20 protein-coding genes are annotated in these 22460 nt (G+C 30.2%); 1 reads left to right on the top strand and 19 read right to left on the bottom strand.

Annotation, left to right across the window (positions count from 1 at the left end):
* Positions 1–3 precede the first annotated feature (3 nt).
* The 14 genes from V7P59_RS09045 to fabG form a co-directional block, all read right to left on the bottom strand.
* Entirely contained in the window at positions 4–1116 is a 1113-nt protein-coding gene (locus V7P59_RS09045) for an efflux RND transporter periplasmic adaptor subunit (protein WP_333809842.1), read from the bottom strand.
* A 6-nt stretch (positions 1117–1122) separates the two neighbouring features.
* A complete protein-coding gene (locus tag V7P59_RS09040; RefSeq protein WP_333809841.1) occupies positions 1123–5457 on the bottom strand; it encodes a CusA/CzcA family heavy metal efflux RND transporter in 4335 nt (1444 codons plus the stop codon).
* Positions 5458–5546: 89 nt separating this feature from the next.
* A complete protein-coding gene (locus V7P59_RS09035; protein WP_333809840.1) occupies positions 5547–5924 on the bottom strand; it encodes a hypothetical protein in 378 nt (125 codons plus the stop codon).
* Between the two features lie 63 nt (positions 5925–5987).
* On the bottom strand, positions 5988–7373 hold the full coding sequence (locus tag V7P59_RS09030) for a sensor histidine kinase (protein WP_333809839.1): 1386 nt from the start codon (positions 7371–7373) through the stop codon (positions 5988–5990).
* Between the two features lie 3 nt (positions 7374–7376).
* Positions 7377–8261: a cation diffusion facilitator family transporter gene (locus V7P59_RS09025; protein ID WP_333809838.1), complete on the bottom strand. Its 885-nt coding sequence runs from the start codon at positions 8259–8261 to the stop codon at positions 7377–7379.
* Between the two features lies 1 nt (position 8262).
* On the bottom strand, positions 8263–8928 hold the full coding sequence (locus tag V7P59_RS09020; protein ID WP_333809837.1) for a response regulator transcription factor: 666 nt from the start codon (positions 8926–8928) through the stop codon (positions 8263–8265).
* Positions 8929–8941: 13 nt separating this feature from the next.
* Positions 8942–10273: a DUF3570 domain-containing protein gene (locus tag V7P59_RS09015; RefSeq protein WP_333809836.1), complete on the bottom strand. Its 1332-nt coding sequence runs from the start codon at positions 10271–10273 to the stop codon at positions 8942–8944.
* 8 nt (positions 10274–10281) lie between these two features.
* Positions 10282–10491, bottom strand: coding sequence for a DUF4266 domain-containing protein (locus tag V7P59_RS09010; protein ID WP_333809835.1), 210 nt, complete (start codon positions 10489–10491; stop codon positions 10282–10284).
* A 1-nt stretch (position 10492) separates the two neighbouring features.
* Positions 10493–11476: an FAD:protein FMN transferase gene (locus V7P59_RS09005; RefSeq protein ID WP_333809834.1), complete on the bottom strand. Its 984-nt coding sequence runs from the start codon at positions 11474–11476 to the stop codon at positions 10493–10495.
* Complete coding sequence (locus V7P59_RS09000; RefSeq protein ID WP_333809833.1) at positions 11473–11910, bottom strand: thioredoxin family protein; 438 nt, start codon at positions 11908–11910, stop codon at positions 11473–11475. Before V7P59_RS09000 ends, V7P59_RS09005 begins: the two co-directional genes overlap by 4 nt.
* A gap of 129 nt (positions 11911–12039) precedes the next feature.
* A complete protein-coding gene (locus V7P59_RS08995; protein ID WP_333809832.1) occupies positions 12040–13998 on the bottom strand; it encodes an LTA synthase family protein in 1959 nt (652 codons plus the stop codon).
* An 85-nt stretch (positions 13999–14083) separates the two neighbouring features.
* Positions 14084–16111 carry a hypothetical protein gene (locus V7P59_RS08990; protein WP_333809831.1) on the bottom strand — a complete coding sequence of 676 codons (2028 nt, stop codon included), beginning with the start codon at positions 16109–16111 and terminating at the stop codon, positions 14084–14086.
* A gap of 33 nt (positions 16112–16144) precedes the next feature.
* A complete protein-coding gene (locus V7P59_RS08985) occupies positions 16145–16522 on the bottom strand; it encodes a four helix bundle protein (protein ID WP_333809830.1) in 378 nt (125 codons plus the stop codon).
* A 41-nt stretch (positions 16523–16563) separates the two neighbouring features.
* On the bottom strand, positions 16564–17310 hold the full coding sequence (gene fabG / locus V7P59_RS08980; protein ID WP_333809829.1) for a 3-oxoacyl-[acyl-carrier-protein] reductase: 747 nt from the start codon (positions 17308–17310) through the stop codon (positions 16564–16566).
* Between the two features lie 137 nt (positions 17311–17447).
* Here fabG and V7P59_RS08975 point away from each other — a divergent pair, with 137 nt between their 5' ends.
* The gene (locus V7P59_RS08975) at positions 17448–18632 is read left to right on the top strand and encodes a cytochrome-c peroxidase (protein ID WP_333809828.1); all 1185 of its coding nucleotides are present in this window, start codon (positions 17448–17450) and stop codon (positions 18630–18632) included.
* Between the two features lie 64 nt (positions 18633–18696).
* Here the strand turns inward: V7P59_RS08975 and sucD are convergent, their stop codons facing one another.
* From sucD to lpxA, 5 genes are all read right to left on the bottom strand, one after another.
* Complete coding sequence (sucD, locus tag V7P59_RS08970; RefSeq protein ID WP_333809827.1) at positions 18697–19569, bottom strand: succinate--CoA ligase subunit alpha; 873 nt, start codon at positions 19567–19569, stop codon at positions 18697–18699.
* Between the two features lie 83 nt (positions 19570–19652).
* Positions 19653–20015, bottom strand: coding sequence for a nuclear transport factor 2 family protein (locus V7P59_RS08965; RefSeq protein ID WP_333809826.1), 363 nt, complete (start codon positions 20013–20015; stop codon positions 19653–19655).
* Positions 20005–20946 carry a UDP-3-O-(3-hydroxymyristoyl)glucosamine N-acyltransferase gene (locus V7P59_RS08960; RefSeq protein ID WP_333809825.1) on the bottom strand — a complete coding sequence of 314 codons (942 nt, stop codon included), beginning with the start codon at positions 20944–20946 and terminating at the stop codon, positions 20005–20007. The genes V7P59_RS08965 and V7P59_RS08960 overlap by 11 nt, the downstream gene beginning before the upstream one ends.
* Positions 20947–21019: 73 nt before the next feature.
* Positions 21020–21586, bottom strand: a complete 567-nt coding sequence (efp, locus tag V7P59_RS08955; RefSeq protein WP_333809824.1) for an elongation factor P — start codon at positions 21584–21586, stop codon at positions 21020–21022.
* A 34-nt stretch (positions 21587–21620) separates the two neighbouring features.
* A complete protein-coding gene (gene lpxA, locus V7P59_RS08950) occupies positions 21621–22406 on the bottom strand; it encodes an acyl-ACP--UDP-N-acetylglucosamine O-acyltransferase (protein ID WP_333809823.1) in 786 nt (261 codons plus the stop codon).
* Between the last annotated feature and the right edge of the window lie 54 nt (positions 22407–22460).

The raw sequence follows: 22460 nt of genomic DNA, 5'->3' as shown, positions 1-22460 counted from the left end.
TTTTTAATTGGTTAGATCGAAAACTCCTTTAGTTACTATTTTTGAGTTTTCATTAATGGTTTTGTTTGGTAAAATTTCTACAAATTGACTTGATTTTTCACCAATTGAAACCAATATTTTCTTAAAAACATAATTGCTTTTATTTTCTTGTAATAAAAGTACGAAATTTTTATTGTTTTCACTAATTAATGCATCAATTGGAATTCCTAATCCTTTTTTTGAATCGATTATAATTTCAGCTTCTACAAACATTCCAGATAGTAATTTGATTTTGTCATTTGGATTTAAAGTACCAAAAACAGCAATGGTTCTATCTTTATTTTCAATCGATTTTCCTACCACTTGTACTTTTGATGTAAAAATATCTTTGCTTGATTCGGGAATTGTAAAATTAATTTTTTGACCTTCTTTAACGTGGAGGATATCTCTTTCGAATATACTCAAATTTAAATGTAAATAATTGGTATCTACAACTTCTAAAATTACATCAGATGGCGACATGAACATTCCAACATTTGCATTCATAACCGTAATATCTCCTGAAATTGGCGAGGTTAAGGTAATAACCGATGTGAATTTTCCTTTTTCAACATTCGCTGGATTGATATTAAGTAACAATAGTTTTTCACGTAAACCTAAATACATTCCTTTTGCTTGTCGATAATCGCTTTCTGCTTTCAAATAATTCTTTTGTGATGTAATTTTTTCATTATACAATGTTTTCTGACGTTCAAATTCGGATTTTAAATAATTGATTTGCTCGGCAACTTCTACATAGTCTTTTTGAATGTCTAAATATTCGGTATTTTCTAATGTTATTAAAGCTTGACCTTTTAAAACTTTATCACCTACCAACAATTTGGTTGCTTTTACATAACCTCCAATAAATGGTGTTATTTTTGCGCGATATTGTGGCGGAACATCAATTTTTCCTGATGCTTTTACAGTTATATTAAAATCTTCTTCTGTTGGAGTGCCTATAATCATTCCTGAAGATTTGAATTGCTCAGCAGTAACGGTTATTAGTCCATCATCTTTAACGGTTTCTTCTACTGCTTCTTTTTTACATGAAACTGTAAAGAAAGCTAGTGTTAGTATGTATAAAATCTTTTTCATTGTTTTTTATAAATTGATGTATTGTAAATCTAATTGAGTTTTATTGTATTGAATAACTGCATCTAAATATTCAACCTGAATAGTTGTTGCATTTTCTAAACTTAAGATATATTGGAAAAAATCAATTTCTCCATGTTTATAACTACTATTGGCAACTTTAATGATTTCTTCAAACACTTTTTTACCATATTGATTGTAGTAATCGATGGCTTGTTGATATTGATTTAATTCATTGTTTTTTTGCTTAATATAAGCCTCAATTTTTGTTTGTTCGTTTTGCTTTTGTTCTTCCCAAGCTTGAGTTTCTAATTTTGCTACTTTTGATTTAGTAATGTTGCCATTAAATAAAATCGGGACAGATAATCCAACTTGAAATCCATATAAAGATTGAGAAAGTCCGGTGTTCTTACCTTGAAAATATTCTAGATTTAAATCGGGTAACCAATTTTGTTTTTGTAAACTCTCACTTGATTTATATTTTTTTGTAATACTTTCTAAATAAGTAATATATAATTCTTTACTTGAAGTGATTTTTAAATTATTTAATGGTTTGATTTCTGATAAGTTAATCGCTATTTTTTCATCACTTTGAACCAATGATTGTAACAATTCAAACTGAGCTGATTTTGCTTTATCAATTTGAGATAACTTAGTTCTTATTTGTCTAAATTTTGCTTCGGCAGTAATTTTTTCTAAATAATTAGTTTCACCTAATTCAAATCTGCGATTACTTGCTTTCGAAAAATTTTGGTATAAACTATCTAAATACTGATACAATTTTTCTTGGTGTTTCAAGTAAACGATTTCATGATATACTTTTGAAACTTCCAGCGTAAGTTTATTTTTCTGTATTTCAAAACCTGATTTTTCCTTTTCATATTCAGCAACATATACTTTTCTTTGTGCTCCATAAACCGTTGGAAAAGCAAATGATTGTTGGGCGCCAAATACTTTTAAAGGTAAATTATTTAACGCTAAATTATTTTGATCATAACTGTAATAAACATTCGTTTTCTCAAAATCATACGCCAATTTTATAGCTTCTTTTGCTTTATCAACCTGTAATTGTCCTGATCTTATATTTTTATTATTAGCAATTGCTTTTGATACCAAACTATCCAATTCAGGATTACTTTGTTGGCTAAAGCCCAATAATGAACTAAATAACAAAAAGATGATAATGTTATTATTTTTCATTTTTTTGAATTTTAGTTTTTTCTCTTCTTTTTCGTCATATATCTTGAATAAAACAGGTAAAACAATTAAAGTTAAAAGAGTTGCAGTTAATAAACCACCAATTACAACGGTTGCTAATGGACGTTGCACCTCTGCTCCTGCTCCTGTAGAAATAGCCATAGGTAAAAATCCTAAAGCAGCTGCTGCTGCAGTCAATAAAACGGGTCGAAGTCTATCTGTTGTTCCTTTTAAAATTAGTTCGTTCATGTCTTTCATTCCACTGTGTTTTAATTCTTTGAAATGTTCAATTAATACAATTCCGTTTAAAACGGCGATTCCGAAAAGAGCAATGAATCCAACACCAGCTGAAATACTAAACGGTAAATCGCGCAACCATAGAAATAAAATTCCTCCTACTGCAGAAAGTGGAATTGCGGTATAAACCATCATAGCTTCTTTAATAGAACCAAAAGCAAAATGCAATAAGATAAAAATTAAAAATAATGCAATTGGAACAGCTATCAATAATCTGGCTTTAGCACTTTCTAAATTTTCAAATTGTCCGCCATACGTAACGCGATATCCAGGAGGCAAATCGATTTTTGCTTCAATAATTTTCTTAACATCATCTACAACACTTTGTAAATCGCGGTTTCTTACGTTGATTCCAACCACAATTCTTCTATTGGTATTATCTCTGGAAATTTTTGCTGGGCCTTCTGTGTATTCAATAGTTGCAAGTTCTCGTAATGGAATTTGTTCGCCATTTGGTACAGAGACATATAAATTTCTCAAATCTTCAATATCCGTTCTGTTGGTTTTATCTAAGCGAATTACCATATCAAAACGTTTTTCTCCTTCAAATACATTACCAACTACTTTACCTGCAAATCCAAGTGAAATCATATCGTTTAAATCAGCAATGTTTAAGCCGTAGCGAGCAATTTTACTTCTGTCGTATTGCACAAACATTTGGGGTAAACCTTCTGTTTTTTCAATAATGATATCCGAAGCGCCTGCTACATTACGAATGGCTTTTTCCACTTCATGCGCTTTTTTGGCTAATACATCTAAATCTTCACCAAATATTTTAATCGCAACGTCAGAACGAGAACCTGAAATAAGTTCGTTAAAACGCATTTCGATAGGTTGTGTAAACTCGATTTCCATGTTTGGAATTTGTTTTTCTAAAGCGGCTTTAATTTTATCTGCTAATTCATCTTTAGAATCGGCAGAAACCCATTCCGATTTTGGTTTTAGTTTGACAATCACATCGCTTTCCTCCATACTCATTGGATCTGTAGGAACTTCGGCAGCACCAATCCTACTTACCACTTGTTCGACTTCTGGAAAGTTTTTTAAGATGATTTTCTCAATTTTAGTTGTGGTTTCTATTGTTTTACTTAACGAAGTTCCAGTTTTCAATACGGGTTGAATTACAAAATCTCCTTCATCTAATTGCGGAATAAATTCGCCACCCATAGTTGAAAATAAAGCAATAGCTGTGAAAAGTAAAGCAACAGCTCCAAACAAAACTTTTTTAGTATTTTGTAAAGCCCATTTAATTACAGGTAAATACCAAGAATTTAGCTTATTAATTAATTTGCGTGAAAATGAATTTGGGTTTTCTTCTTTTGGTTTTAAAAACAATGAAGCTATTACAGGAACATAAGTAAAACAAAACAACATAGCGCCTAATAAGGCAAAACTGAATGTCATAGCCATGGGCTTGAACATCTTTCCTTCTACACCAGAAAGTGATAAAATAGGAATAAATACAATCAAAATAATCAACTGACCAAATATGGCCGAATTCATCATTTTTGAAGCACTTTTATAGGTGATTTGATCAATTTCATCCTGACGTTCTTTCTTATCTAAGCCTATTAAATGAGCTGATTTACTTGCAATTTGAAACGCGATAAATTCAACAATGATAACGGCTCCGTCAATAATTATCCCAAAATCGATTGCACCTAAACTCATTAAGTTAGCATCAATTTTGAAAACATTCATGAACGAAATGGCAAACAACAGACAAAGTGGAATAACAGAAGCTACCACCAAACCAGAACGCCAATTTCCTAATAAAAGAACTACAACGAAAATTACGATTAAACAGCCTAATATTAAGTTTTCAGCAACTGTAAATGTGGTTTTTCCAACTAATTCACTTCTTTCTAAAAATCCGTTGATATAAATTCCATCTGGTAATGTTTTTTCAATTTCGGCTACTCGGTGTTTTACATCTTCAATAACTTTTTTAGAGTTACCATCTTTAAGCATCATTACTTGTCCTAAAACCTTCTCACCTTCTCCATTTCCGGTAATGGCTCCAAAACGATTGGCATGACCAAATTGTACTTTTGCTACATTTTTGATATAAATAGGTGTTCCAGAATCATTTTTAACGACTATATTTTCAATATCTTCGATAGAGTTAACTTTTCCTTCACCACGAATAAAATAACTCTCATTTGTTTTTTCAATATACGAACCTCCTGCAATGCTATTATTTTTTTCTAAAGCCGTAAATACATCAGAAGTTGAGATATTCATAGCTTTTAAACTTGCGGAATTGATAGCAACTTCATACTGTTTTAAATAACCACCCCAAGTATTAATTTCAACAACTCCTTTTATTCCTGATAATTGACGTTTTACTACCCAATCTTGAATCGTTCTTAAATCGGTAACCGAATATTGATTTTTGAATTCTGGTTTTACTTCTAATGTATATTGATAAATTTCTCCCAAACCAGTGGTAATTGGTCCCATCTCTGGAGTTCCAAATCCTTCTGGAATTTTTTCTGAAGCTGCTTTAATTTTTTCAGCAATAAGTTGTCTTGGTAAATAAGTACCTATTTCATCCTCAAAAACAATAGTAACTACTGATAAACCAAATTTTGAAATGGAACGAATTTCTTTTACACTAGGCAAATTAGCCATTTCTATTTCTACTGGATACGTGATGTATTGCTCAATATCTTGAGTGGATAGATTTCGAGATGTTGTAATAACTTGTACCTGATTATTAGTTACATCTGGAACGGCACCAATTGAAATTTGGAAAACAGAAAACAAACCAAAACCAAATACTCCTAAAGTAAAAAGTAAAATAATGAGTTTGTTGCGTAAACTAAAAGCAATTATTTTTTCTAACATTTTAATAGATTTAAAATAAACGAATAGCATTTATCGGCAATATGGATAAATACGCTTGAATCATTAAAAATGATTATTTACGAAAAATGTTAGGCTATTTTAGGAGGCAACCAAATAGAAGCAATCAAATGCGATTTGAAATTTTTGTGGTAAAAAAACTTCTGCTTGTTTGGAATTAAGACTTTAATAGGTTGAATTTGAAAATTTGCATTGTTAGTTAATAAAAAAACAGTTGATGCAATTTCAAAGGTTTTAAAAGGTAAATCTTGGTGTTCTTCTTTATTATTTTCGGCATTTTTTGAGTAATGTGATTCCAGAAAATCAATAAAAGAAATGGAAGCAGTTGTTAATTCGTTTTTATGCTCAATGTAATGTTCAATTAAATTCGGAATTTTCAATAATTGCCCGATTGATGTGTTGGCACACATAAATACTGAAATTAAAAATATGACAATTAGTTTTTTCATTATAACCGAATTATGAAAATACCTTACAAAGATAATTAATAAAAGTACATAATTACTTAAGAACTACTTAAGTTTGGCCAAAGGAAAAATTAAAATGAATTTTGTTGTTTCATTTAACTTGCTTTTTACTTTTATTTCAATTTTTAATAAATCGCAAAGTCTTTTTACGATTGACAAACCTAAACCAGTCCCTTTTATATTAGGATGACTTGAGACATCTGAACGATAAAAGGAATTGAAAATTTTATCTAAATCATTTTCAGCAATCCCAATTCCATTATCAATTATAGAAAAAATAATTTCTTCTTGATTTTTTTCTAATTCTAAAGAAATTTCACCATTGTTGTTAGAATACTTAATAGCATTAGAAATCAAATTACTTATGATTATGGATAACAAATAATTGTCAGAAAGGATATAATAATCTTCGGTAAAGTTCGCTTTTATTTTGAGTTTTTTACTTTCTGTTTTTTCTGAAAAACGAGCTAAATTATCAAGTATTAATGCGTTAAGATAGATAGATTCTTGTTTAACGTTTTGCTTTTGATTCTCGAATCGAGCTAACAATAACAATTGGTCAACCATATGATTTAGTCGGTCCACTTCTGAAATACAGAATTGAATTTTCTCTTCGTATTCTTGTTGATTTCTTGGCTTTCTAATAAGAACTTCCATAGTTCCTTTAATAACTGCCAAAGGTGTTCTTAATTCATGAGAAGCATCAGACGTGAATTGTTTTTCTCTATCAATAGCACTTTCAATACGGTTTAATAGATTATTTATGTTTTTAGAAAGAAGATATAATTCATCTTTATTTTGCGGTAATGGAATTCGTGTTTGTAAATTGTCTTTTGTAATTTGACTTGAAGTATCAATGATAGTTCGAACTGGTTTTATACTTCTTCCTGCAAAAAAACGGGCAATTAAGAATAATAAAATTAAAATTAACGGAAATGTAATTAAAAGAATATTCTTTAAAATTAAAACGATTTCAAAATCTTCTAAAGACATGGCAACAACTAAATATCCAACAACCTTTCCGTTATTAATAATTTCAGTTTGAATTTGTCGAATTGGAATTAGATTTAATTTTGTATCAATGAAGGTGTTGTTTTTTGAGAATAATATCAAATCAGAATTTTTAAGATTTGGCGATTTATCAATAATTTCTTTGTTGTTATCATAAAACTCAACAAACACAGGATTTACTCTAATAGAATTATGTTCGCGAGCTCGCCATTGATCTACATGAATTAAATAGGTATCATTTGAATCTGTAGAAACGTCATCTAAATGTTTGTATAATTCTTCTTGAATTTCTTCATTAACGTGTTTGTTTACGCTATACTTTACAATGTTATAGATGAATAAAAATACAATTGCAATAAGAAAAGAACCACTTACAATGTAGTTAAACGCAATTCTATTTTTAAACGAAAGTGAAAACATAAGTTAACGAGTTATGGATTCAAAATTTGGCTCTATATGAATTAAAACGTGACCTAATTCAATAAGTTCTTTTCGTAAGGTATCTTTCAGTTTGTGAGCAATATCATGTCCTTCTTTTACTGATTTATTTCCGTCTACCATAGCATGTAAATCAACATGATATTTCATTCCAGCTTTTCTAATGAAGCATTTTTCGATGCAAATTACTCCATCAACTTGAAGAGAAATCTTTTTAATATCAGCTTCTAAGTCATGATATAAATGTTCATCCATAATTTCACCTAATGCTGGACGGAAAATTTTATAACAATTGTACAATATAAATCCAGAAGCTAATAAAGCAGCCCAATCATCAGCTGCTTCATAACCTTTTCCAAAATACAAAGCAATTGAAATTCCAATAAATGCAGCAACCGAAGTAATAGCATCGCTTCTATGGTGCCAAGCATCTGCTTTTAAAGAACTACTTTTTGTTTCGATACTTTTTCTCATTACAATTTGAAACGAAATTTCTTTCCAAAGAATGATTGCACCCAGAATAAAAAGCGTAAAAGGTTTTGGCAGTTCGTGTGGTGTTCCAATGTTTTGAATACTTTCGTAAGCAATAATAGTAGCCGAAGTAATTAAAAACCCAACAACTAAAAAAGTAATCAAAGGTTCTGCTCTTCCATGACCATAAGGATGATTTTCATCGGCAGGTTTGTTTGAATATTTAATTCCAAAAAGTACTAAAAAAGAAGAAAAAATATCTGCAGTTGATTCAATAGCATCAGCAATCATTGCATAAGAATTACCAAAATAACCCGAAATACCTTTTATTAAAGCTAATAACGTATTTCCTATGATACTAAAATAAGTGGCTTTGATAGCTTTTTCAGTGTTTGGCATGCTAAATTTCGTTTGCGATATACCCTACTCCTCTAATAGTTTTAATTAATTCTTGGTCTTTAGTAAGATTTAGTTTCTTTCGAATAGAGTTCATAAAAACATCAATAACACCAGTATCATATTCGAAATGAATATCCCAAACGTCTTCAATTATGTTTGTTCGGGTGCATACCTGACCTTTATTTTTAATTAGATATTCAAGTAATTCAAATTCTCGTTGGGTCAAAGATACTTCTTTATTATCAACAAAAACCTGAAATTTTGATTTATCGATTTTGATATTTCCTAAGGTTAAAACTTTAACTTCATCTTTTGTTCGGAAGTGAATTTTGATTCTTTCTAATAATTCATCAAAAGAAAAAGGTTTTTTTATGTAATCATTCGCTCCTGCTTTTAATCCTTCAATTGTTTCTTGAACTGTATCTTTAGCTGTTAGAAAGATAATAGGAAGATTTGTTTTCTCTTTACGAATGAATTTACAAACATCAATTCCTTGTATTTTAGGTAACATCCAATCTAATAAAACCAAATCCACGGGAAGCGTAACTGCTTTTTTTAAACCTTCTTCGCCATCGGAAGCAGTTGAAATAGTATAACCTTCTTCTTCTAAACCTTGTTTTAAGAAGTCAACTATTCCTCTTTCGTCTTCAACAATTAAAATATGCATAGTTAGGTGTGGATTATTGTTCAACAAATTTAATTCCAAATGATACAATGTTAGCATTCAAACCATCATTTCTATCGTAATGATTAAACCTTAAATCTATGTTTTTTAAACCAAATCTCCAAATTTTAGCATTCGTAAAAATATCAGTATAGTTGATACCAAACCCATATTGACTGGCATTGAACGTTGATAAATCGTAATCTGAGGTGTAATATTTTTCAGTAGACAAATGCATGTCATATGGCGCAAAATATTTGGTTTTCTGTTGTGTATAGTAGCGATACATTGGGAAAACAGTAAACTTATCAGTTATCTTATAAGGGATTTCGATATTAAAAGTATGAGATGTAATATCCCAATTATCAAAATAATAGCGGTAATAAGTTCTTAAAGTAAATTTTTCATTCAGATAAAAATTCCACCTTGTTCCAATAGGTAATTTGAATCTTGAATTGGGTAAACGTTCAATATCATCAGCTAGTTGAAATTCATTTATATAGAAGTTGCCTTTGTCTGCAAAATAAACACGTTGATAAGGTGTAGAAAGCAAACCATTTTGATACAAAACATCCATAAAAACAGAACCTTGTATTTTTTTGGTAACTACTTGTGAAAAAGCCAAACTTAAAGCAAATGAATTTCGATTTTTTTGGTCGTGAAATTTAAAATTAGATGGATTATATACTTCAGATGATATTTGTCCAGGTTCAGGTATAACTGTGAAATGATTGTAGATACCTCCATTCATTCCATTATTATCAGCAAAATCTTGTAATTCTTTAGGGTAAATAGGTTTCCAGGTATCTAAATATACGTTTGCATTTACAGAAACTTCTGAATTTTTCCCGTTAAATAATCTAGATACACCACCACCAAAACCAATAGAAGAATAATCGTATTCTACCGAACCCGATATATGTCCGTTCCAAATGGTGTTTCTATCATCAGAACTATGACTGTAATTTAAAACCAAAGAAGTTAAAACATCTTGAGCAGAAGCACCAGAACTTGCTTGCCACGGACTTGGTGTATTACTATCAAACGGATTAATATTTCCAGACGAAGCTGAAGAATATGCCGATAAACCAGCATCCACTGTTAATACATCATCATCATTCAAAGGAATTGCAACTACAATAGTAGGTGTAATATTCGTTAACTTTTCCATTCCTTTTCCTCCAGAAACCGCTGAGTGAACACCATCCTGTTTGTAATAACTCATAAGAAAGTCAACTTCGATAGTTTCTAAAACACGTTTTTTATACGTTACATCAGTTGAATCTTTCTCTTGAGCAAAACCAATTAGCGAAAAGAGTATAACTAGTAGGGTGAATTTATTTTTCATATTCTTATTTAATTGCAACCACAACCACCACCCGTTTTTCCACCATTTGCTCCAGAAGCTGCTTCTCTATATACTTGAAAAGTGGTTTCAAAACGTTCTGAAGATCTTGCTGAGAGTTTCATATCAGGATCGTTAATGTATTGTTTATCGTATTCCTTTACCGAATTACAAGATGTAATTCCAACTATTATTAATGCTAATGCCAATACTTTTTTCATTTTATTGATACTTTTTGATGTCTATATTTTTTGAAACATGTATACCGCCTTTATCATCAACAATAATACATTCTATTCCATTTAACTGATTTACTAAATCTAATCCAACTTCTACACCCAGTACAAAAATTCCTGTAGCTAATGCATCCGCTATTTCAGTTTGTTTTGCAAAAACGGAAACACTAACAATTCCAGTTGCAGGATAACCTGTTCTGGGATCAATGATGTGAGAATAACGTTTTCCATTGAAAGTAACATATTTCTCGTAACTACCTGAAGTTTCTACCGCACTATCATCTAAAGGAAAAGTTGCAAAAACTTTATTTTTGTTCATTGGATTAACAATACCAACAGTCCAAGGAGCGCCATTAGGTTGTGTACCCCAAGTATTAATATCACCCGAAACATTTACTAAACCCGATTTACAGCCTTTTTCTTGTAATAGAATTTTAATTTTATCGGCAATGTAACCTTGTCCTATTCCGCCAAGACCTAATTTCATCCCTTTGTTTTTAAGGAAGATTGTGCTGTCTTTTGAGTTTAAAATAATATTTTGATACCCAACTTTTTCAACTGATTTTTTTATAGCTTCTGCAGATGGCATTTCTTTCATACTCCCATCAAATTTCCAAATTTTATCCATTGAAGCATAGCTAATATCAAATGCTCCAGAAGTTAATTTGGAAATTTTGGTTGCTCTATCCACTAAATCAAAAACTTCTTGATTTACTTTAATAGGACTAATTCCTGCATTCTGATTTACTTTTGAAATTTGACTTGTAGGTATCCAATCCGATATTAAATTTTCAATTCGTTTTACTTCTTGAATTGCTAAACTTGTAAACTCGTTTCCTTGTAAGGAATCTTTTGCTACAACAGTAATTTCAAATGGACTTCCTAACAAATTTTCTTTTTTCTTAAAAATTTGTTGTCCAAATGAAATAGATTGTGTTGCTAAAAGCAAAAGAATGAATAGCTTTTTCATTTTTTCTCGAATGCATGAATCATTTTAATATACTCTTCCGGAGAAACATTTTTAAAGCCCATTTTTCCTAGTACTTTTCCATTATTGTCTAAAATTACAACTAATGGAAAACTTCCATCTGGATTAAATTTATCCGCTAATTTTCTGTTGCGATCCATTTGTTCTTTTGGTAATTCATTGGCTTTTTTTCTTGGAAAATCAGCTCTAACAATTATCCATTGTTTTGCTGCTTCTTTTTTAAAAGTATCTGACTGCCAAATGTTTTTATCTAATTTGATACATGGCGCGCACCAATCTGAACCAGAAAAAACTATTATAATATTTTTATCTTGTTCAGCGGCTATTTTTTTTGCTTCTTCAAAATTGTAGTTCCAATCTTGAGAGAATCCTAATGTTGTAACAAAAAGGATAAGGGTAATAACTATTTTTTTCATTTTATTTTTTTGTTAATTACTGAATACAAATGTTTTAATAACTTTTATATCCAATCAATTACTATACAAATTAACTTTAATTCTATCAAATAATTATATTGAGAGTATTACATTAAGCAAAAATTAAGTTTATTTGAGTTTGTTATTCAAATATAAATAATCAGCTGTTTGATACCAAGAAATTGTCTCGTCTAATTCAGGCTTACTAACTGGTAATACATTTAGTTTGTTTGTTTTTTCATTCCAAAAATAATTTGTACTTGTTCTTTTGTTTGATAAAATAGTTACATTATTATCTCTTTTTAATGCAAGTTTTAGATAAGTTCCAATCAATGCTCTTTCTTTATATTTTTTTGAGAATACATCCAATCCAAAAAAGTTAGAGGTATAACTCCAATGTAATTGACCAAATAAAGTAGGAAAAACATCAATTTGACTACATAATTTTGTTACTTTTTGAGTCTGAATAAAGTTTTGTCCGTAAATAATTGCTGGAATATGATAATTCGCCACATCAATTTCATCTTTACCAGCACTGCTAGCACAATGATCTGCTATAAAAACAAAAATAGTGTTCTTAAACCAAGGTTTATTTTTCGCTTTTTTAAACATTTTTTGTAAAGCATAATCTGAATATTTAACAGCACCATCTCTTCCAAAGCCAGAAGGAATATCAATTTTATTTTCAGGATAAGTATAAGGTCTGTGATTAGAAGTTGTCATCACAAAATTTAAAAAAGGTTTCTTTTTTTTATGGTATTCATCTGCCACTTTTATCATTTTATTATAAATATCTTCATCGCAAATTCCCCATGCATTTTCAAAAGTAACTTCATTATCGTCAATATTATGGCGAGTTGTTTTTATGTCATCATTTAATACACTTCCTCTACCTCTATCGTAGATATCAAAACCATTTCCACCATAAAAAGCATTCATGTTATCAAAGTAACCATCGCCTCCATAAAAGAAATTGCATTGATAGTTTTTACTTTTGAAAACATTTGAAATCGTATATAAATTAGAATTATTCGGGCGTTTCACAATACTTTGCCCTGGTGTTGGCGGAATTGATAAAGTAACCGCTTCCATTCCTCTTACAGTACGATTTCCTGTTGCTTGTAAGTTTTTAAAAAATAAACTTTGATTAGCAATACTGTCTAAAAATGGTGTAATTTTATTTTCGTTTCCAAATTCGCTCATAAAACTCGCGCTCATACTTTCGATAAGAATGAAAACTATATTTGGTTTTTTATTGCTATCTAAACTATCTGTGATATTTCGTTTTAAAGCGTAATCATTTTCTAAAAATTTTACATTGTCATCACTTAAATCTTTACGGATAATCTGAAATGCCTCTTTATCAGAAATTGTATTATAAAAAGTTTTAAAATCTAACTTGTTATTTCTTAATTCTGCAAAAAAAGAATAAATTCCAGCTTTTGATATTTCATTATTGTATCGATTTTTAGACCATTCTGCATTAGTATTGGAAATAAAAAACAGATATAAACTCATTATTATAGTTGATAGTATAAATGGTAAAACTCTGTTTTTAAATGAAATTTTAGTTGAAAAAGTATTCTTGAAAAATTCATTTCTGATGAAATAGTAAAAAATGACACCCGTAATTAATAACATTGAAGGAATTAATATGTACAAAGGATACGATTCATGAATGTTTTGAACTACTTCAAATGTGTAAATTAAGTAATCAACAGCGACAAAATTAAAACGACATTTGAATTCTTCCCAAAAAGTAATTTCGGCAAAAAAAGTAAATACAAAAATTAGTAACGTTAATCCGAAACCACTGTAAATTAATATTTTATCTAATTTACTTCCAATTAATTTTCTTGGAATTAACAATATATATATTGTACTAATTACTGCTAAAAAAGATAGAACTCCAAAATCAAATAACAATCCTGTTAATAAAATTCGGGGTAAATTTATCAACGAAATATCAATTTCACTGATTTGCCAAAATAAAAGTACAATTCTTAATAAGAATGAAAACAATATATACCAAACTGAAAAACCTAACAGTAATCTATATCGTTTTGAAATAAAATTTGTTACTATCATAAAACTCAAATTTTTGTCAAAATTGAGTTTTAAATAAAAAGAATAGCTTAAGGGTAACTTAAATAAAAATTAAGATTAGCTTAATTTATAACAAACCATTGTATTTTCTGATAAACCATTCTGCAGTAAGTGTGCTAACAGCTATAAGAAGCAACCATATCCAATCAATTATTGGTGATTTCTTAATAGTCTCTTTTTGTGTTGGGATGTAGTCTTTATTATCAATTAAATTTTGAATTAAATTCTCAATTTGATTTGGATAATAAACTTTACCTTTTGTATTTTGAGCTAATTGTTCTAATCTGTTTTTATCTGGATTTACAAATTGTTTTTCGATCTCGAAATCTAAAACTTCAAATGTTCCTGTAAAACTGCTATTCGACTTTTTTTCTGTTACTTTAAAAGTATAATTACCAGCTTCCAAGCCATCTAAATTTACTTTGAATGAATTATTGGCTTTTAATAAATCGTATTTCTTAGAAGCTTTTGTTTTAGAATTTACTACTTGAATAGTTAATTGAGCCTTATCATCAAATTCATAATTCTTATTGAAATATTCTGCTGTAATTTCGATGCTTTCTCCAGAATTATAAAAACTTTCATAAGTAACATTCAAATTCTTTTTTGAAGCATTTGAAACCAAAAATTGAATGATTTTGTCAGTAAATAGGTCAAAATCGTCAAAAGATTTCTTTTTCAAGTGGTTTTGCAAACGCCATTTCCAAATGTTCTCACCTAACAAATAAGCTTTTCTTTTACTTCCATTTTCAGTAAAAGTTAAAATAGGATTTTGCAATGGAACATTTCTTACTCTTGCAGAAAGTAGTGTGTTTACATTATTTTTGGCCGTAATAACCCCAAAATTATTTTCTAATGGTGGAAAATTTTCAAAACCGATATTGGTTTGAGCGAATAAATTAAAATCGGGTTCAAACGTTGCTAAATAATCTTCTTTTGGCGCAGACATTTTAAAAAATAAATCGTCTTGTACTTGATTTAAAAATCCAAAATCAGTTGCCGTTCCTGTAACTATTAAGGTATTAATTAGAGCTGTTTTATTTTGCTCAAATATGGATTTAAAAGTAGTATTTGGTTGATATAAAATCAAAACATTATAATTTTGTAATGAATTGATTTCGTTTGGCTTTACTATAGTTACTTTACGTTGTTGATTAATTTCAATACTTCTTTTTAAAGCACCTAAATCGGGATGATTAATAGCTGAAATTAAAGCGATTTCGCTACGTTGATCAATTACTTCAACCGCAAAATTCTTAGTATTATTAATTATGTTTTTCTCTTTGATATTCGAAGAAATTACAGCTTTATATTTTGCAATCCCAACTTTATCGGCATTCAATAATACAACAACAGATTGCGCTTTTTTGTCTTTAGAAAATGTAACGGTTTGTTTGTGTACATTTTGATTTCCATTTTGAATAGTAAAAGTAGTTGAAATTGTTTGATTACCATTGTATTGCAAAAAGACTTCAACAGGAAACTTGTTCTTTAAAAAAGCATACTTATTAACGTTTATTTGATTGATTTTCAAATCAAAAACCGTTGTTGTATCACCTAAAATAACTGGCAAAACACTTGTATTTTCCTGAAAACTAAACACATAATCATTACCCATGGTTTGATTTCCATCAGTAAATAAAACTACAGGATAATTTGTGTTTCGGTATAACTGTTTTAAATTTTTAGCTATACCATCAATATGAGATTGTTTTCCTTCAAAATTTAAGTTTTCTAAGGATTGAAATTCTTCGGAAAACGAAAATAATTGAACATCATATTTTTCGGTAATCGCTTTATTTTCAGAAATTTTCAGATATAGTTCTGATGCATCTTTCGTTGCTTTTAATTCTGAAATTGATTTGGAATTATCTACAACTATGGGTAAGGGCGTTTTCTTGATTTCTGTTATTTTTCTGCTGATAATTGGGTTAATCAACAATAAAAATATTGAAAACAAACTAATAAAACGTAAAAAAGCCAAAAACCAGTAGAATTTTGACTGATTTTTGACTTTGTATAAATATTGATAAAATGACAATCCCACAGCAAGAATTACTGATAAGATAAGAAGTAAAATTGTGTTTGTTGTCATTTATAAGTTTAAAAGTTTATAAAGTTTAAAAGTTTAAGAGGGTTGATTTGCTTTAATCATTTGAGATTTGTACAAACCATCTATAAGCATATTGACTTCTGTTATTTTTTCTCGAAGCAATAAATATTCATTTTCATTTATATATTCAAAATCATGACATAAAATAACTTGGTTTAATAGTTCTAATGAAGAACCATAAGCTATTTCAGAAAATCTTGCTTTGTCTTTGTATGAATTTCTTCCAGAACCTTCTACTAAATTCGATGCAATTGATATTGAACATCGTCTCATTTGACTGGTTAAACCAAAAATTTCATCTTTAGGAAATTGTTTCGTAGTCTTATAAATCATTAAAGCTAATTCTCTACCTTTTTGCCAAGCAATTAATTTTTCAAAACTAAAAACTCTCATTTCTTAACTTTTAAACTTATAAACGTCAACCTTTTAAACTTCTATGTAAGCATTCCACCGTCAACATTAATAACTTGACCAGTGACATATGCACTCATATCAGATGCTAAGAAAACACAAACGTTAGCTACATCTTCAGGAGTTCCTCCTCTTTTTAATGGAATAGCATCTCTCCAACCTTTCACTACATCTTCATTTAATTTAGCTGTCATTTCAGTTTCAATAAAACCCGGAGCGATAGCGTTGCAACGAATATTTCTTGAACCTAATTCTAATGCGATAGATTTTGTAAATCCGTTCATACCTGCTTTTGATGCAGCGTAATTAGCTTGACCAGCATTTCCTTTTACTCCTACTACACTACTCATGTTTACAATAGAACCTTTGCGATTTTTCAACATGATTTTTTGTACCGCTTTAGTCATGTTGAAAACTGATTTTAAGTTGATTTCGATTACTTTATCAAAATCTTCTTCTGACATTCTCATTAACAAATTGTCTTTTGTGATTCCAGCATTGTTGATTAAAACATCAATTGTTCCAAATTCAGCAATTACATCATCAACTAATTTTTGAGCTTCATTAAAATCGGCTGCGTTTGACTTGTATCCTTTTGCTTTAATTCCTAAAGCATTTAATTCTGTTTCTAAAGCCATTGCAGATTCAACAGATGAACTGTAAGTAAAAGCAACATTTGCTCCTTGTTCTGCAAAAACTTTTGCTATTCCACTACCAATTCCTCTACTGGCACCTGTAATAATAGCAACTTTTCCTTCTAATAATTTCATAATAAAGATTCGTATTAGTTTGTTTTCGTAATAAAGTTCAAATATAGGAATATTTTAAAGTATAAAAAATGTACCACTTCAATTAAACCTTTTTTATTAAATGTAGTCTTACAAAAATAATCCTAAAACCAACCTATATGAAAAACCAGATTATTTTAGGTCTTTTTGCAATTTGTGGATTGACTTCTTGTAGTAACAACTCAGATGAAAATTATGAAGAAATTCCTTCTTATCCCTTTGTACAAGCAGAATTTGGATCATCTTTAGATTTAAATAACTTGGCTAACTATGCAAATCAAAATATTCCAAGTTATATAATTAAAGATAACTCGCAAGGAAATTTAATTACCGATAAAGGTGCAACATTAGGTAGAGTATTATTTTATGATAAAAATCTTTCATCTAATAATACTATTTCTTGTGCAAGTTGTCACAAACAAGAATTTGCATTTAGTGATACTAACGTGGCAAGTACAGGTGTTAATGGAACAACTGGAAGACATTCGATGCGTCTAATTAATTCGAGATTTGCAACTGAAACCAAATTCTTTTGGAATGAACGCGCTTTAAATTTAGAAACTCAAACTACTATGCCAATTAAAGATCATGGGGAAATGGGATTTAGTGGCGAAAATGGTGATTTATCTTTTAATGATTTAATTACCAAATTAAGTGCAATAGGTTATTATAAAGAACTTTTTAAATTTGTATATGGCTCTGAAGAAATAACAGAAGCAAAAATACAAAGTGCATTAGCTCAATTCATTAGAAGTATTCAATCTTTTGATTCCAAATATGATGCTGGAAGAGCTTTAGCTGCTAATGATGGACAACCCTTTTCAAATTTTACACCACAAGAAAATCAAGGCAAAAACTTATTTTTATCGCCACCCGTTTTTAATGCAAATGGTGTAAGAACTAGTGGAGGTTTAGGATGTGCAGGATGTCATAGAGCACCAGAATTCGATATAGATCCTAATACTTTGAACAATGGAATTATTGGAACAATTGCTGGAACTGGAATTGATACAGGGAATACAAGAGCTCCTTCCCTTCGCGATTTAGTAAAAACTGATGGAACTACAAATGGTCCTATGATGCATACTGGAGTAATTACCACTTTACAAGCAGCTATTGGTCATTACGGAACTATCAATATTGCTCCTGGTAATAATAATTTAGATCCACGACTAAGACCTGGAGGTGTTGGTCAACAATTAAATTTAACAGCTACAGAAGTAAATGCAGTAATTGCATTTTTAAGAACACTCTCTGGAACAGATGTTTATACGAATTCTAAATGGTCGAATCCTTTTAATTAAAAGTAATATAAAATAAAAAGTCCCGATTTACATCGGGACTTTTTTTATTATATGGTTTTGAGGATTATCCTAAAACTTCTTTTACTTTTTTACCAATTTCAGCTGGAGAATCAACTACGTGAATTCCGTTTTCTCTCATGATGCGTTTTTTAGCTTCTGCTGTATCATCAGCTCCACCTACGATTGCACCTGCGTGACCCATTGTTCTTCCTTTTGGAGCCGTTTCACCTGCGATGAATCCAACAACTGGTTTACGGTTTCCGTCAGCTTTAATCCAACGTGCAGCATCTGCTTCTAATTGACCTCCAATTTCACCAATCATGATGATGATTTCAGTTTCTGGGTCGTTCATTAATAATTCAACAGCTTCTTTAGTTGTTGTCCCGATGATTGGGTCACCACCAATTCCAATTGCTGTAGTAATTCCTAAACCTTGTTTTACTACTTGGTCAGCAGCTTCGTAAGTTAAAGTACCAGATTTAGATACAATTCCAACTGAACCTTTTTTGAAAACGAAACCTGGCATAATACCCACTTTAGCTTCTTCTGGAGTAATTACTCCTGGACAATTTGGACCCACTAAACGGCAATCTTTACCTTTAATGTAATCATACGCTTTAATCATATCTGCAACTGGAATACCTTCTGTAATACAAATGATTACTTTGATACCAGCCTCAGCAGCTTCCATAATTGCATCAGCAGCAAATGCTGGCGGAACAAAGATAATTGAAGTATCTGCACCCGCTTTTTCAACAGCATCTTTTACTGTATTAAAAACTGGTCGGTCTAAATGTGTTGAACCACCTTTTCCAGGAGTTACACCACCTACAACATTAGTTCCGTACTCAATCATTTGAGAAGCGTGAAAAGTTCCTTCACTACCTGTAAATCCTTGTACAATTATTTTTGAATTTTTATTTACTAAAACGCTCATGATATATGAATTAAATTGTGTTTAAATTTGTGATGCAAAAGTAAGTTTTTTACCAACAAATCAGTAATTTTTATTATATTTTTTTAATTAGGTTTGCTAATTAGGTATCCATTAATAATTTTGCCATCTTCAAAAGTCCAAATCGCAACAACTTTGGCAATTAACATAATCTCTTTTGGGTTTTCAATAGTAGCCACTTTATGATTATATTTTACTGCTATTTGATTATTTTCTTCGATTAAATGCGATATTTCAAAATAAGAAATCTCGAAATTCAAATTAATAACTTCACTCAGATTCAAAATAAAATTTTTATCTAAAATAGAATTCCCAGAAGAACTATCCCATTCTAATTTAAAATCTTCATGGATTAAAGCATCTAAAAACTGCTTATCTCTTATTCCATCTTCTTTGTACAAAAATTCTAATTTCTCTCTATTTGTCATTTTGTTTCAATTTTTCAATGATTTCTGGAATACGTTTCACATTGGCTAACTGCTTCAATTTTTCTCGCGATTCTTCAATAGGAGTACCAAAATAAGTTTTACCACCTTCAATGGATTTGGTAACACCAGTTTGTCCCATTACCACAGCTTTTGAACCAATAGTAATTCCACTTGTTGTACCAACTTGTCCCCAAAGAGTTACTTCATCCTCTATAACAACACATCCTGCAATTCCAGTTTGTGAAGCAATTAAACATTTTTTGCCAATCACAGTGTCGTGACCAACATGAACTTGATTATCTATTTTAGTCCCAGCTCCAATAGTTGTATCGCCAGTAACTCCTTTATCAATTGTACAAAGTGCACCGATTCCTACATTATCTTCAATTACTACTCGCCCACCTGATAATAATTGGTCAAATCCTTCAGGACGTTTTTTGTAATAAAAAGCATCAGCTCCTAAAATGGTTCCGGCATGAATCATTACGTTATCACCAATTACGGTGTTATCATAAATGGTAACATTGGCATGAATCAAACAATTTTTACCAATTTGAACGTTGTGTCCAATAAAACAATTAGGCTGAATAACCGTACCTTCACCGATTTTGGCAGAATCTGAAATTGCACTATTAGAAGCTTGAAAAGGTCTGAAATGTTTTGTAAGTTTATTGAAATCTCTAAATGGATCATCTGAAATTAACAATGCTTTTCCTTCTGGACATACCACTTCTTTGTTAATTAAAACAATAGTAGCAGCCGATTGAAGTGCTTTGTCATAATATTTGGGATGATCTACAAATACAATATCGCCAGGTTCTACTACATGAATTTCATTCATACCGTGAACTGGAAAATCAGCGTTACCCACAAAATTACAATTGATAATTTGGGCAATTTCTTTTAGAGGATAAACTTTTGGAAATTTCATTAGATAAAAATTAGATTAAAAAGAATATAAAAAAAGTGTTCGGAAAACTCATTGTTAACCGAACACTTTGTAATTATTCTTTTACTCTTTCCATATAGTTACCAGTTGCAGTATCAATTTTGATTTTATCACCTTCATTGATAAATAACGGAACGTTTACTGTAGCTCCAGTTTCAACAGTTGCTGGTTTTGTAGCATTTGTAGCTGTATTTCCTTTAACTCCTGGCTCAGCATAAGTCACTTCTAAAACAATTGAAGCAGGCATATCTACTGATAAAGGTGCTTCTGTTTCAGCATTAATTTGAATCATTACGTTTGTTCCTTCTTTTAATAAATCTGGAGCATCTAAAACATTTTTGTTTAATGTAATTTGTTCAAATGTTTCGTTATTCATAAAGTGAAAATCGTTTCCTTCTGCATATAAATATTGAAAAGTATGTGTTTCTACACGAACTTCTTCGATTTTATGTCCTGCTGAAAACGTATTATCTAACACTTTACCGTTTGTTAATGATTTTAACTTTGTTCTTACGAAAGCTGGACCTTTACCAGGTTTAACGTGTAAAAACTCAATGATTTTGTAAATATCATTATTATATTTAATACATAATCCGTTTCTAATATCTGCAGTTGTTGCCATTGTAATTATTTATGTTTGTTTACTATTATTATTTTTAAATTGAACTTGTATATCCTTTCATAATTCCACGCGATGAGTTTCTTATGAAATCTAAAATTTCATCTCTTTCTGGAGTTGCTTCCATTTCAGCTTCAATAATACTTACTGCTTGAGAAGTATTATAATTTTTTTGATATAAAATTCGGTAAATATCTTGAATTTCTCTAATTTTTTCAGTTGTAAATCCTCTTCTCCTTAATCCAACAGAATTAATACCCACATAAGAAAGTGGTTCTTTTGCAGCTTTTGTGAATGGAGGAACATCTTTACGAACTAACGAACCACCAGAAATCATAGCATGATCTCCAATTGAAATAAATTGATGAACCGCAGCTAAACCTCCAATAATCGCAAAATTACCCACAGAAACATGTCCGGCAAGCGCTACTCCATTTACAATAATTGCGTTATCACCAATGTGACAATCATGTGCAATGTGAGCTGTAGCCATTATCAAACAGTTTTTTCCAATTTTTGTTTGACCAGAAGCAATAGTTCCTCTATTAATAGTTACACATTCTCTAACAGTGGTATTATCACCAATAATTGCTAAAGAATCTTCACCTCCAAATTTTAAATCTTGTGGTACTGCTGCAATAACAGCACCAGGGAAAATATTACAATTTTTTCCGATTCGAGCACCTTCCATAATGGTAACATTGGAGCCAATCCAAGTTCCCTCACCTATTTCAACATTGTTATGAATAGTAGTAAAAGGATCAATTACTACGTTTCTTGCTATTTTGGCACCTGGATGCACATAAGCTAATGGTTGATTCATATTTTAAAATTTTATTTTTATGGTAAAATATGGTATCGCCTTTCATTTTTGTTT

This window comes from Flavobacterium sp. (assembly GCF_036782315.1).
GTDB lineage: Bacteria > Bacteroidota > Bacteroidia > Flavobacteriales > Flavobacteriaceae > Flavobacterium.
The sequence above is the reverse complement of the archived record's forward strand: the minus strand, read 5'-3'. Positions and strand labels throughout refer to the sequence as shown.